Origin of the sequence: Paenilisteria riparia FSL S10-1204, from assembly GCF_000525995.1 — a bacterium.
Taxonomy (GTDB): domain Bacteria; phylum Bacillota; class Bacilli; order Lactobacillales; family Listeriaceae; genus Listeria_A; species Listeria_A riparia.
The window spans coordinates 1-13,532 of sequence record NZ_AODL01000025.1; the positions used below are offsets into that span (position 1 = coordinate 1).

General features: G+C 38.5%; 13 protein-coding genes and 1 tRNA gene. 7 read left to right on the forward strand and 7 right to left on the reverse strand.

Features of this window, described 5'->3' with window-relative positions; translation table 11 throughout:
• Positions 1–206: 206 nt before the first annotated feature.
• Positions 207–1,655 carry an ATP-binding protein gene (locus PRIP_RS12285; RefSeq protein WP_036101420.1) on the reverse strand — a complete coding sequence of 483 codons (1,449 nt, stop codon included), beginning with the start codon at positions 1,653–1,655 and terminating at the stop codon, positions 207–209.
• 56 nt (positions 1,656–1,711) lie between these two features.
• Positions 1,712–1,927, reverse strand: a complete 216-nt coding sequence (locus PRIP_RS12290; protein ID WP_036101421.1) for a helix-turn-helix domain-containing protein — start codon at positions 1,925–1,927, stop codon at positions 1,712–1,714.
• Between the two features lie 95 nt (positions 1,928–2,022).
• Here PRIP_RS12290 and PRIP_RS12295 point away from each other — a divergent pair, with 95 nt between their 5' ends.
• From PRIP_RS12295 to PRIP_RS16805, 5 genes are all read left to right on the forward strand, one after another.
• Positions 2,023–2,289 (forward strand): hypothetical protein, encoded by a 267-nt coding sequence (locus PRIP_RS12295; protein ID WP_036101422.1) that lies wholly within the window; start codon positions 2,023–2,025, stop codon positions 2,287–2,289.
• Positions 2,290–2,367: 78 nt separating this feature from the next.
• Complete coding sequence (locus PRIP_RS12300; protein ID WP_036101423.1) at positions 2,368–2,652, forward strand: DUF3130 family protein; 285 nt, start codon at positions 2,368–2,370, stop codon at positions 2,650–2,652.
• Between the two features lies 1 nt (position 2,653).
• A complete protein-coding gene (locus tag PRIP_RS12305; protein WP_036101424.1) occupies positions 2,654–3,022 on the forward strand; it encodes a DUF3958 family protein in 369 nt (122 codons plus the stop codon).
• On the forward strand, positions 3,019–4,059 hold the full coding sequence (locus tag PRIP_RS12310) for a T7SS effector LXG polymorphic toxin (protein ID WP_052008906.1): 1,041 nt from the start codon (positions 3,019–3,021) through the stop codon (positions 4,057–4,059). The genes PRIP_RS12305 and PRIP_RS12310 overlap by 4 nt, the downstream gene beginning before the upstream one ends.
• Positions 4,040–4,492: a TNT domain-containing protein gene (locus PRIP_RS16805; RefSeq protein ID WP_241434172.1), complete on the forward strand. Its 453-nt coding sequence runs from the start codon at positions 4,040–4,042 to the stop codon at positions 4,490–4,492. The genes PRIP_RS12310 and PRIP_RS16805 overlap by 20 nt, the downstream gene beginning before the upstream one ends.
• A gap of 735 nt (positions 4,493–5,227) precedes the next feature.
• On the opposite strand, the gene PRIP_RS12325 is transcribed toward PRIP_RS16805, so the two are convergent.
• The gene (locus tag PRIP_RS12325) at positions 5,228–5,743 is read right to left on the reverse strand and encodes a helix-turn-helix transcriptional regulator (RefSeq protein ID WP_036101425.1); all 516 of its coding nucleotides are present in this window, start codon (positions 5,741–5,743) and stop codon (positions 5,228–5,230) included.
• Between the two features lie 388 nt (positions 5,744–6,131).
• On the opposite strand from PRIP_RS12325, the gene PRIP_RS12330 reads away from it, so the two are divergent.
• Positions 6,132–7,214, forward strand: coding sequence for a replication initiation factor domain-containing protein (locus tag PRIP_RS12330; protein ID WP_159101543.1), 1,083 nt, complete (start codon positions 6,132–6,134; stop codon positions 7,212–7,214).
• Positions 7,215–7,376: 162 nt separating this feature from the next.
• Positions 7,377–8,477, forward strand: a complete 1,101-nt coding sequence (locus tag PRIP_RS12335) for a tyrosine-type recombinase/integrase (RefSeq protein WP_036101426.1) — start codon at positions 7,377–7,379, stop codon at positions 8,475–8,477.
• Between the two features lie 171 nt (positions 8,478–8,648).
• On the opposite strand, the gene PRIP_RS12340 is transcribed toward PRIP_RS12335, so the two are convergent.
• From PRIP_RS12340 to PRIP_RS18290, 4 genes are all read right to left on the reverse strand, one after another.
• Positions 8,649–8,721, reverse strand: a tRNA-Lys gene (locus PRIP_RS12340).
• 89 nt (positions 8,722–8,810) lie between these two features.
• Positions 8,811–10,607, reverse strand: coding sequence for a glycoside hydrolase family 2 protein (locus PRIP_RS12345; protein ID WP_036101427.1), 1,797 nt, complete (start codon positions 10,605–10,607; stop codon positions 8,811–8,813).
• Positions 10,608–10,992: 385 nt separating this feature from the next.
• Entirely contained in the window at positions 10,993–12,216 is a 1,224-nt protein-coding gene (locus PRIP_RS16365; protein WP_052008907.1) for a DUF5011 domain-containing protein, read from the reverse strand.
• 398 nt (positions 12,217–12,614) lie between these two features.
• Positions 12,615–13,283, reverse strand: a complete 669-nt coding sequence (locus tag PRIP_RS18290) for an immunoglobulin-like domain-containing protein (RefSeq protein WP_420912126.1) — start codon at positions 13,281–13,283, stop codon at positions 12,615–12,617.
• Positions 13,284–13,532: the final 249 nt, after the last annotated feature.

Sequence of the window (13,532 nt, forward strand, 5' to 3'; positions counted from 1 at the left end):
TTATTCTCTCCCGAGCTTCGCTTTTCTTTCGCACACTTTTTCTCTTTTGCAACCGACATGCAAGCGAATTTTTTTGCTCCGACATGCTTCTTATTCTCTCCCGAGCTTCGCTTTTCTTTCGCACACTTTTTCTCTTTTGCAACCGACATGCAAGCGAATTTTTTGCTCTGACATGCTTCTTATTCTCTCCCGAGCTTCGCTTTTCTTTAAGCCCAATGAGGTATATACTTCATGTATCTCGTCGACGTATTAGGATCTATCGCTTTAATTTTCCCATCGACAACTGCTTCTTTAATAATTCTGGACGCTACAGAATTTTTTGCATCACTCAGCCCGAACCTTTCCCTTAAAGTCTGATTTGACAAAGCATCCTGTTCAACATATTTAAGACATGCGTGCATATATGTTGCTTGCACCTTTTCTTCGCTTGTCATATCATTAAGCGATTTATGCGCAAAAAGTGTGACCTTTAAATGTTCTTCGTACAGTCTAATTAGAGGTGCTGGAAGTTGATATTCTTCGGTTCCCGCAACTACCTTATCAATGCCGCTTCCCCTCTCCTCACATATTCCCATTCTTCTCATCAAAGATGCAAGTACCTCATTACGTGATCTCGGAGGAGAATCCAAAAATCGATCTACTTGAATCAAAGGAATACCTGGATTCGTTATCTCCATTCTATTTTCGAAGATTTCTATAGTCGGTCCAGTACCTGTAATAGCAAAATCTTGATGAATTAAAGCATTTACTATCAATTCTCTCACTGCTAATTCAGGATACATCCGTGCATTCTTTCTAAGAGCCACGCCAATTACCTCGTTAACTGGAAGTTGGTTGTTTACATATTGAATCAGCCCTTCAAAACCAGATGCGTAACCTTTACAGCCTAATTGCTCATGTTGTGGAGCTGTCTTCCCTTTTCCTTTATAAATGATTACTCTCGTCGCTTTTCTGGACAACTTTTCAAAGTCAACCAGTTGATTAGCAAATAGCATTGCACCTAGATTAGTAATCTCCCAATTACCCTCGTTTTTTACAAGTTTATCACTTATAAAATTTTCAATGATGAGATTTTTATTCTCAGGCACCGTCTGACCAAGTAATCTATAATAACTCTCATAATCTAATAGGGAGAATATTTCTTCCTTGTTATTTATAACCTTTGCAACCTGATACTCAAATGGATTATTAGAGAACATAGACCATAGTCTTTTTTCTTTCTCAGGATAGTCCTTGAGCTTCTTCTTATAAGATCCTATCCGTATGTACTCTTCTCCCTTAAATTTAATAGGCTGATATGCAGCCTTATCAATTAATAATGTGACCACTCTTTTACCTTCCAGCTCTATTTCATGGAATTCAAAAGACACACGTGGTGATAGAGAATGCGCCAGCCAGCTCTCTAATTCTTCATTTCCTTTTTTCACACTCGCTGGATAAAAATTTGTTCCAACAATTTCTTTGGTTCCATTTTCTACTCCCCATATTAAAAAAGCTTGTGAAACATTTTTTAATGCAGCAGAATTACTAAGCGCAGAGATATATTCCCCTATAAATTCAGGATTCGTATTATCAACCTTAAACTCAGTCACATTGTCTTCATCTTGAGAACTAATTTTCTGTCTAATAATATTTTCCAGGTAATTTGTTTTCATTATGAGCAGCCTCCTTTTGGTAACCTTATATTTTAACATATTCATTTTTATAAATTCTATTTTTCTTTGATATCAATAATCTCCCGTATATCCTTCACATCCAAAGCGTCCGCAATCCTCGCGATATGGTCAAAATAAATACTCTGCCTTTTATTATTCACTAGCTTACTGAGTATGGCTGGTTCGATATCAGCTAACCTAGATAGTTCTTTCATTGAAATTCCGTGTTTCTCAACTAATGATTTTAGATTAACCACTACAACTTTTTCCATATCCACATCACCTCTTGTCTATATGAACATTTTATACTATAATGAAAACAAAACCGTTGTTCTATTGAGCAATTTTTTTAAAAGGAGGAAAATTTATGCTGTCAAAATCATTTAATAACGATTTTTCATTATTTTGTCACAGCCGTGTGGAATATTTTTTATCCGAAGAAAATTCTAGTATTGAATTTAAGGCATTACAAGAACGGCAGTTTCATATAAGGGATGTGCTTGAACAAAAGCTAAATAACGATAATGAGCTAAAATATCTTGATGAATTATTTAAATACGAGACAGAAGCTTTTATGCGTATCTATGCCACCGCTTTTAAAGAAGGTATATTATTCTCTAAGAATCCCCAATAACCTTATTTTATGGCGACAATTCAATTATTTTCCTTTATAATGGATTTATAGACTAACTTTAGACGGGAGAATAGGGATATGGCACAAATAAAAGTAAATAGAGAAAAAATGATGCATCACGCTGCGGAACTTGGAGATAGTGTCTCAGGAATGACCCATCATACCAAGAAAAATAACGCGATGTCTTACACTCAATGCAATTCTATGACCAATTGTCAGGAAGCTTTACTTGATTTAGTGAACTATGTCGATTTGTTTGGAAAAGTGGTGCAGGAAGACGCAATTCGCATTAAACAGATCGGGGAAGCTTATGCCGCCAAGGATCGAGAAGTCGGTCAGAAAATGCAATTGGAGGTGCGCTAAGATGGAACCGAGGAGCGCGCAAATTCATCAGACATTGCAACAATTAAAGCGGAAGACGGAGCAACAAGAAGACCAGTTATACGCTATAAAACAACAACAAATACAGCTAGAAGACACAGAAACCGAGCTTCTGCACATCGAACGTGAGAAAGAAAACCTTATTGCCCAAGCTCATGATGTATGGCGTGGAAATCATGGCAGAAGTGTGGCTTATGATGCGGAAGATACAGCGCATGAAAGTTGGAGGAAATTACGCAAACATATCGAAAGCACGCGAGAACAGCTACAACAAGAGCAAAAAACCATTCAATCGAGCTTATCTCAAATAGAGGATGAACGGAAACTGTTACATAAGGAGCTGATTTTATGACTCGCATCGATATTGCAGAAGTCACGCATTTTTCACAACAATTGCGCGCATCTAATCAGGAATTGAAACAGTATGTAAATGCCGTAAAAAAAGCTGTTATCGCTTATATCAATGATACATCGATTAGCGGAGACGCTATCGCTAGCTCGAAAGAATACTACGCGGGTGCCTATTTCCCACTATGCGCATCCATCAAGCAAGCACTAGACCTGAGCGAGAGAAAGATGCAAAAGTATATTACTGACTTCCATTCTCAGGTGGATTCTTCACCTAATTCTAGGCTTGATGTGGATGGTATTCATGACTTAAATCAAAAAATAACAGGTTTCGAAAATCGTTTGGAAAGCGTTACATCACAATTAACGGCTATTAACGGAACTGGTCACGCATCCGAACTAAATTATTTAGCCACACAAATTTTTGAAGCCCATAAAAAAGAAGAGATACTGAACAAATTTGTGGATTTCGAACAGAGTCACGGGAATTTCTTTTATGAAGTTGGAGAACTAGCGCATTATATTAAGCAGGCACTGGATAATATAATGCAAAATCTTAAATTCGATGGCAAAACGGGTATGTATAATCTCGAAAAATTGAATCCTGCGACATTCAGCCAGCTCACTAAAATGTATGCGAGCCAGCAAAAAATCGATGATAAGATAAAAGAAATTGAAGAAATCGGACTAACGCCAAACGTTCCAAAAGGAAATAGTGCTGGTTTCATAACGATTGATGGTAAAATGAGTACAGAGGCTACACTTGATTTTGTAAATCAACAAATGATTTATTGGCAGAGTGAGACAGTATTCCGCGAAGTGCTAGGTGTAGGTTCGTTTTATCGTGCTGTTTATGGCGTGGATGCCGTGTCAGGGAAGCATGTTAGTGACGGACAGCGGCTATTAGATGGTGCACTTGTGTTGACGCAATACGGGGCTCCTGTGCTTGGTTTAGCTAAGTTCACAGCAAGATTTGCACCAAGTAGAATTGTTAGTAGCGCTGAAAGGCAGATAAATGCTGTTGACAAGCTTAAAACTTGAAAAATGGAGTTATCCGCCAAATGAAACAAAGTATCTTAAATATAAAGCTGTCTATGACAATCCTAAGTATTATGATCAAACCACAGGTAATATTAATTGGCCTCCAAACAATGGCTTTGCCGCTACACCTAAAGATACCGTTATCAAAGAAGGGAGCTTGCTCGATCGATATGGTGAGCCAAGTGGAGAATTCTTCTCACCGAAGGATGTACCTTATGAAATGAGAGCACTAGCTCTACATAGTGATGAAGCTAATTATTATGTGTACAGAGTTAGGGAGGATTTTCAGGTTAAAGGAGGTACCGCTGCTCCTTGGTTTGATAGACCTGGTGGTGGAACGCAGTATATAAAATACCACAGTAATGGAAAGCCCTACACCATGAATGAACTTGTTAAAGAAGGTTTTATAAAATCTGTATCTATTAGAGAGTAGGTAACATAATGATTATTGAGAAACTAAAAAAAAGATGAACATCTAAGTATTCAGATAACAAATTCGCTAGGAAACGAGATTATATCAGTTTATGGAAAATATATCAATAATAATTCAGTTGATTTAGACACTGCAATACGATTAAAAAAAAATAGATTTAAATTGGACACTTTATGAAGTCCAGCGAGATCAAGAATATTTAATAAGAGAGTTTTCTGATGAAACATTAGCTAAGTTATCGCTGTATCTCTATGTTTCTAATCATTTCAACCCAGTAGAACCAGATGATGTAGTAATAGAAAAACTTTGGGAATTAGAGTCTGACTCAGATTTAGAGGTAGCAGATAATTGCCTAGCTGACGCAATCGGTAGCCAGTATTATTCTTTCCGTGAAAGCAGGATTGATTGTATAAATCTAAAACTTAGAGAAGATAATCATTACGATATATATTACCTCTCCCCCACTGGCGAGATTGCAATGATATCAGAAGACAGAAAATTACCGAACGCATTTATTGTAGTCTACAATTTCGGTTTTGTTCTAAAACAATTTAAAGAAGTTATCTATCCACAATTAATTGCCTATGACCTTTCACCAAGTCAAGTAGAACTACTAAAACGAGTATATCTCAAAAAATAGCTGAGCTTTAACCCTCTTTATGAAAAAATAAGCAGTAATTTCGCATAGCCCATCCTCTGAAATGGCTCTATACAAAATTACTGCTTATTTTTCATTTAATCCAACCTTTTCACTAGTGCCTTTAAAGTATTTGAGGAGGCTCTCTTAATTAATTTATCCAAACGATTATAATATAGAGCATCTGCCGCTTCCCACGAACCCTTACCACCTATAACATAAATTCCAACTATATCTGTCAGATACAGCTCCTCGCTTCTTGTGTCCCCTTTCTGTTTCGCTTTCAAAGCTTTAGCACGAATTTCCTCTACGACTTTCATCTCTCTCATCAGATTTAAAAAATCTTCATCTAATTTTCCGAAAATTTCCTGTTTGAAATCGTCATACTCTCGATTATCCAAAAGTAAATCATTGGGTGTGATGTATAAAATTTTACAAATTTCAAGTATTTTTTCTAGTGATGGAGTATAAATCCCTCTTTCTATTTTCGAGTAATTCTGATGATTAATATCTAAATCATCAGCAAACTCCTTTTGAGTTATCCCTTGTTCTAAACGGTATGCTTTTAAATTTTTCCCAATATTTGATACATTTTTTTTCCCAATTATCGGCATTATAACTACCACTCCTAATAAGTCTATTTATGATAAAAACGATTTGACAAATAGGTCACCTAATGCTAACATTAAAAATATAAGCTTATTAATCCTATTTTATAATCTAATTATAGAACAAATAGACTTATATGTAAACCGAAACTTTAACAATACTTATTATTCCGCTTATCCATACACTTTCAGTCCCGACATGGCTCGAAAGCGCCAAATGGCAATGTTGAGCGGCAGCGATCGGGACAGTGCCAAGCAAAGCTTGGCACTAAGGGCGCATATGTAACACCGCCCTAATAATACAAAAATAAATAAGAAAAAGACTGGTATACCAAGCAATAGCGTACTAGTTGATGCGCACAAATATGCCTTAACTTGAAAGGAGGTGAATAATTTGGCTAGAGAGAATATCAGCGTTGGAATAGATTGGCTGACTATCGTATTTGAAAATCTACACGCAAAAGATTTATTTGATAACATCCTAGATATTAATGAACTGTACTTTAGTAAACAGCCTCAAGGAATTCGTTATAAAAACTATACAACCCTATACCAACATGGAAACATACAGGTTTATGCGGATATTGAGCCTTCGCTTAATAATCCCAGAGGGACAGGCTGTTATCTAAACATTAGCGGTATTGGTTGTCAACAATTAAAGATGTATCTTGATGCACAAAAGCGCCCATGGAAAGATTTTTTCCAATCTTGCGCCCAACAAGCAGGAAAAAATGGCTTTCATGTCACCCGTATGGATGTGGCTATTGATGACCGTAATATAAAACCAGCGTTTACAGTTGCTCAATTACATCGAAAGTGCGAGAAAGGAGAATTTATTTCTAAAAGTCGCCACCATCGGCTACAACAAAGCAGTTCTGACAAGGTGAAAAGTGCTAAGACACTTTACATTGGGCATCGTAAATCTAATATTCAATATCGCTTTTACGATAAAGACAAAGAACAAGCTGAAAAAGGAAATTTCGATATTGAAGAAATGGGAAGTTGGAAACGTACAGAAATCCAATTACGCGATGAAAAAGCTAACATGCTAGCAAGCGAGATTCGTTCTAGTTCTAAGACACTTCGCGAACTAGCATTTGGATTCTTGAAGGGTAATCTTAATTTTCTTGTAGAAAACCCTGAACAGTCCAATAAAAGTAGATGGGATTCCTGCCGTTTTTGGGAACGCTTTTTGGAAAATGCTGAACCAGTTAAACTAGAGATTCAACCCACCGTAAATACTCTGCTAGATACCCAAGATTGGCTTTTGGAAGGTGGAGCTTTAGCGGCTTTAAAAGCATTTGAATTTTTAGAGGACAAGCAAGCTCTTGGTGGACTTCAATCTTTGGAATCCATGAAAAAGAAAACGCAATTCAGCACTAATCTTAGCGCGAAAATTGTCACCCATCTAAGTATGATAGGTAAATCAGAATTTATACCACTAGTATACGAACAGACGAAACAAACAGAATTTTAACACATGGAAAGGGTGCTATTAAGATGTCTAAAACAAGGCATAAAAAAAAAGTAGTGCTATAACCAAAGAAATAAATTCTCCAGATATAAACACTACCCGTTGCAAGGTTATTATATCATAAATGGAGAAACTTTCAATACAATTTGATGGAGGTTATCGTTTATGGCAATCACAAAAACAGCGCGAAAAAGTTATCGTGTCGATATTAGCCTCGGAGTTGACCCCATAACAGGAAAACAGCGTCGTGTCCGACATAATAACATTTCTACTAAACGTAGCGCGCAACAATTAGAAAATCATCTAAAACAACATTACTACAATGGTACTCTTCTACCCGATAAATCATTATCCTTTGAACAGCTAGGAAATCTTTATTTTCAATCCTATACAATTAATCATAAACCAACGTATGTACGTACTCAGCGTGGCTATTATTCCAATCATCTTTTCCCATATTTTAAAGATTGCTTGATCAAGAAAATCACACAGACGCATATTCGAGAATTCAGAGAGCATTTACTCACTTTGAGCTTATCCTTTAATAGTATCAACAAGCATATGATTCTACTAAAGAAAATTTTTGATGTTGCTGTGGATGAATCCCTTGTTTATACAAATCCTTGCTTGCGTATTAAAAAGTTGAAAATCATCAAACAAAAAATGCATTTCTGGACAACTACCGAATACTTGCACTTTATCGCATCTATCAGGGAAGACGAAGAAGTTCATAAGATTTTTTATCAAACTGCTTATCTCACTGGAATGCGTGCTGGGGAACTGTTAGCACTAAGATGGTCGGACATCAATTTTGTGAAACAGGAAATTCACGTATGTAAGACTGTCTCCCGTATCGATGGGAAAATGATTGTGACCCCACCTAAAAGCGAGACCAGTAACCGAGTGATAACAATCAATTCCAAACTCGCTGAGATGTTATCCGATTGGAAAGTGGCGCAATCAAAGCTTCTCCCCTCCATTCCAACGAAAGATTTAGTAATTTTTCAGCATAAGACATCACACCCAATTCGAGAAAACTTCGGAACTAAAAAGATTCAACGGATATGTAATCGTTGTGCTGTTCAGCCCATTCGTTTGCATGATTTCAGGCATTCCCACGTGGCTTTGCTAATAGATAATGGTGAAAATATAACAGTAATAAAGGAACGGATGGGACATGCTAGTATCACAACTACAATTGATACATATGGGCATCTATTCCCTAATAAACAAAGAGAAATGAGTGATAAACTAGATTTTCTGTAGTTTTAGAAACAATTTAGTCAACATCAAAAAGCTGAAACCAATTGAGCACGAACGGTTTCAGCTTTCTTATTTCTAGGCTTAGGCAATTTTAAGGCAATACTACTCCAATTTAGTACATATTTCAAAGCAAAATAAAAACCCCAACAGCCATAAACTGTTGAGGCTCTAAGATGGGTTGTGAGGGGTTCGAACCCCCGACCCGCTGATTAAGAGTCAGCTGCTCTACCAACTGAGCTAACAACCCGATGTGATAAAATGTTTTTACCGACAAGATTCATTCTAGCACTTTCGTTGCTGCTTGGCAAACATTTCACACATCTTATTGTATATTTTTTATTCGACGATTTGGTTGAAATATTGGTCGTTTATTGCGCGGATTTTGCTTAAATCGCATTTGGGGTTGCGGTCGTATGTTAGTAAGCCATTGATTTCTACTTCGACGTCGGTCAATTGTGTGTAGCAGTAGCCGTGTAGTGCTTTGGAGCTGTATACGGCATCCATGATTCGTGCATAATCAGCGACGAATTCTTCTGCGTTTTTGACGGATGTGTAGCCCCAGCCTGTTTGTTCGCCGGTTTGATAGCCTACTCCGCCGAATTCTGTTAGTAAAATCGGGGTGTTTTGATGTTCGAAGCCTGCTGCGTAAATGGCTCTTAGTGTGGATTGGGATTTTAGGATGGCTTCTTTGGTGTGGATTGTTGCGCTGAAATCTGCGTATTTTTCGGGTTCGTCTTCGCGGCCATGGGAATAATTATGCACGGCGCAAATGTCGGTCTCGGTCATTTCCCAGCCATCGTTTGAGATGACTAGGCGCGACTTGTCGAGTGAGTGAATTAGGTGATACATCGCTTGGGTGTGGTGTTGTTGTTCGCGGTTATCATGAATGTTTGGCACGCCCCAGCTTTCGTTAATTGGTACCCAGGTCACGATGCTTGGATGGTTATAGTCGCGTTCGATAATTTCTAGCCACTCGCGGGTTAGTCGTGTCGCAGCGTCTTCTGTGTAAACTGGTGCTGCCGCGCATTCGCCCCAGACTAGAAATCCCAATGTGTCTGCCCAATACAAGAATCGTGGGTCTTCTACTTTTTGATGTTTGCGGCAGCCATTGAAACCCATTTCTTTGGCTAGTTCGATGTCGCGGCGCAATGCTTCATCGGATGGCGCGGTCAACAGCCCTTCTCGCCAGTAGCCTTGGTCGAGCACTAATTTTTGATAGTATGGGCGGTTGTTTAGATAGACCATTCCAGCTTCGGTGTGAACTTTTCGCATGCCAAAATAGGAGGAAACTTGATCGTAAATGGCAGAATCGTCTTCAAGGCAAAATTGGATTTGGAATAGATTCGGGTTTTCTGGTGTCCAATTCCAGCCATCGTTATGGTTTGGTGAGCGGAAAATGTGTTTTTGATAAATGGCGACATCGCGTTGGAGGTGGTTTTCTGTTAGCGTCACGGTGTCTTCAGCGATGAGTGTTTTATCAAAATGAATCGTATATCGTAAGCGCTTACCTTTCGTGCCTCCTGCGAAAATTAAATCTAGCTCGACCATACCTCTGTCCACGTTAGGCGTCATGCGTAGTTTGTCGATATGTATCGCGTCCACGATTTCCAGCCAAACGGTTTGCCAAATTCCAGTTGTGTTTGTGTACCAAATGGAATCCGGCTCTGGCGTCCAACTTTGCTTGCCACGCGGAATTGTTTCGTCTATTTGGGGATCGTACACGCGGACAACCAAATTCATGGGCTCCTTTTCAACAACAAATGGCGTAATATCAAGCGTAAACGACGTATGCCCACCTTCATGTTCACCAACTTTTTGGCCATTTAAGAAGATGCTTGCTTGGTAATCTACCGCTCCAAAATGCAGTTTTACTTCTTTGCCAGCCAATTCGTTGTCCAGCGTAAATTCACGACGATACCAAACAATATTATGGTGGGTCTGATCATTGATACCACTGAGTTCTGTTTGGTATGCGAATGGTACTTCGATTTCGTGCGGGAACTCGGCCTCTCCGAGAAACCAGCCTTCTCGCAAGCCAATATTTTCATCGTCGAAGGCAAATTCCCATTTTCCGTTTAGGTTCAGCCAGTTCTCTCGTACAAATTGCGGTCGTGGATATTCTTTTCTTAACATTTATATCGCTCCTCTCGAAAATAAGAAACGCTTATATAAACTTAATAGTTAATCAATAGAAAGCGCTATCTTAAATGAAGTATACAAAATAATGAACATTGATGTCAAGTGTATTATTTTTGATAAACTTAAAAGTAAATCAAACTCCATATAAATATAGTTGGGGAACATGGCTAATGGTACTTAGATTTTCTGAGCAATGCTTTACTTCGACCTTTCACGCTCTATATAAACCAGTGCAATCTCAAAAAGGCGGCTCCTGTGTAATACAGAAACCACCTTTTTGAAGATGCTTCATTCTTTTTTCGAATTTCCTAGACGCAGTAACAGTTCATATTGTAATATGGTTATTTCTTTTTCACTTGAAAGTCTACCTTACTAAAAGTTATTCTGAAATAGGACTATCCGCTGAAACAACTGTCCTGAAAATAGAACCGGTCTTTTCTTCAGATCCATTATTAGCCACAAGATAAACTTCTATTTTATTGCCTGCTTCTAAATTTTCATTGTCATTAACCTTAATAGTAAAATAGCCTTTCACGTAGTCAATTTCAGCTCGGCCTATAGTTCGGCCAAAGCCATTATCATTCACTAGTGAAGCCTCAGCGTAAATTTTTGTTCCTTCTGGAATATCTGAAGCATAGTTATAATCGGTTCCTCCTCGGATCACTGTCGCTCCTGGTGTAATTGAATTCACTTGAGTGACATTACCGACTTTATAATTTTGCCAAGCATTATCTTCTACTGTAACTGTAATCGTTTTGGTACCTATATTGCCAGCCTTATCTGTTACGCTATATGTTACATGATAAGTCCCTGCTTTGGTTGTGTCAACATCATTAGCAGTAACTTGGATAAGACTTGTCACATCACCATCGCGATCATCCGTTGCCGTCACGCCTTGTTTTGGGTCATATGCATCTCCTGCTGTTAGCGTTACATCTTGAGCTTCAATTACAGGTTTCACGCTATCTGGAAGGCTAGTTGCTAGTGTAGTCTGAGCGGCATCTGGGTTTCCTAATAAGTTGAGGTCTAAGTCCCTGTCACTGCTCATTGCCGCAAAATCTAAAGTCCCATCATCCGAGGATGGTAAAGTCGATACACCTAAGTTCGCCAAATCGATCGTCAATGTATACGTATTCGTAGCTCCTAATCCAATGGAAGCTAATCCGTGAGAGATATTGCCTCCGATTGCTTGATGTGTCTGATCCACTTTTAATTGATTCCCTGTGAGGGTTCCTTTGTTCGATGGAAGGCCAATTGGACCTATAGCTAATGTTGGAATGTCATAAGCAAGTGTTGTGTTAGCACGTACATTTGGGTTATCTAGCAAGTTAGCAAGTTCATCTGGTAGTGCGAAGTATGTGTAGTAGGTAGAAATCAAACCCACCTGTGCTAGTTGTTTTCCCGTTAATGTTAATTTTAGCTTGCCGTTTTCATAAACAGAAGCTAATTTCGAATCTTGTAACACATTAATCGTGGCCGCACTCACTTTCGTATTCCCCGTTTGAATCGAAGGTGCACCGCCTTCCAATTGCGCGGTTACAGGGGCCATTACCAATACACTTGCAGTAGCTAATGTCGCTACCACTTTTACTTTTCCATTCATTCCTATTTCCTCCTCTTCTTTCCCTGTTATCAGGGCTTTACCTCACATCAAGAAGGGGTCTTGAGATAGCTCGCTTATTTTCCTTTATCTTAGACCGTTTGTGTCATCCCCTACACAAAATGCGTGTACTCTTATTTTTCGAGCACGGGAACATTGTATATCTTTCTAAAAAAAAAATTCAACTTATACTATCTGACATTATCTATTTATTACTTCTTTGCATTAATTTTTACATTCCTGTTATTTTTCGTATTATTGTCATCTTATAATAAAGATAGTAATTTTATTGTTTAATATCAAAAAATGGCTCCTGTGCAATACAGAAACCACCTTTTTAAAATTTCTTTATTCCTCTTTCTAAATCTTCTTGATGCGATTACCAGTTCATATTGTCGAGGTTACTCAGAAACAGGACCATCCGCTGAAACGAAAGTTATGAAAGTAGATCCCTTCTTCTCATTGTCTCCATTTATGGCCAAAAGGTAAATCAGTACTCTATTCCCTTCTGCTAAATTCACGCCAGCATTGGCCTTAATTTCAAAAGTACCTGTGTCATAATTAATTTCAGATTTGCCAACAACTTGACTAAAACCACGACTATTTGTAAACACAGCCTCTGCATAAATATTCGTTCCTTCTGGAATACGCGAATTGAGGTCATAATCGGTTTGCCCTACAATTGTTGTCGCTCCTGGCATAATCGGGTTTACACTGGTAATATTACCCACTTGATAATTCTCAAAATTCACCTCTATCACCGTAACTGTAATCGTTTTGGTAGCCACATTACCCGCTGTATCTTTTACGCTATAGGTAACATGATAGGTCCCCGCTTGGGATGTATCAACATCATTAGCTGTCACTTGAATAAGATTCGTCACATCACCATCACGATCATCCGTTGCTGTCACGCCTTGTTTTGGATCGTATTCATCCCCTGCATATAGTGTTACATCTTGCGCGTCAATAACAGGTTTCACGCTATCTGGAAGGCCCGTTGCTAGTGTAGTCTGGGCGGCTTCTGGATTTCCTAATAAATTAATATCCAAATCCCGATCACTGCTCATCGCCGCAAACTCTAGTGTGCCATCATTAGAGGGTGGTAAAGCAGATACGCCTAAGTTCGCTAAATTGATAGTCAATGTATACGTATTCGTAGCTCCTATTCCAATGGAAGCTAGTCCATGCGAAATATTACCCCCGATAGCTTGATGTTCCTGATCCACCTTTAATTGGTTTCCTGTGAGGGTTCCTTTATTCGACGGAAGACCAATCGGGCCTATAGCTAATGTTGGAATATCATAATCCAGTGTCGT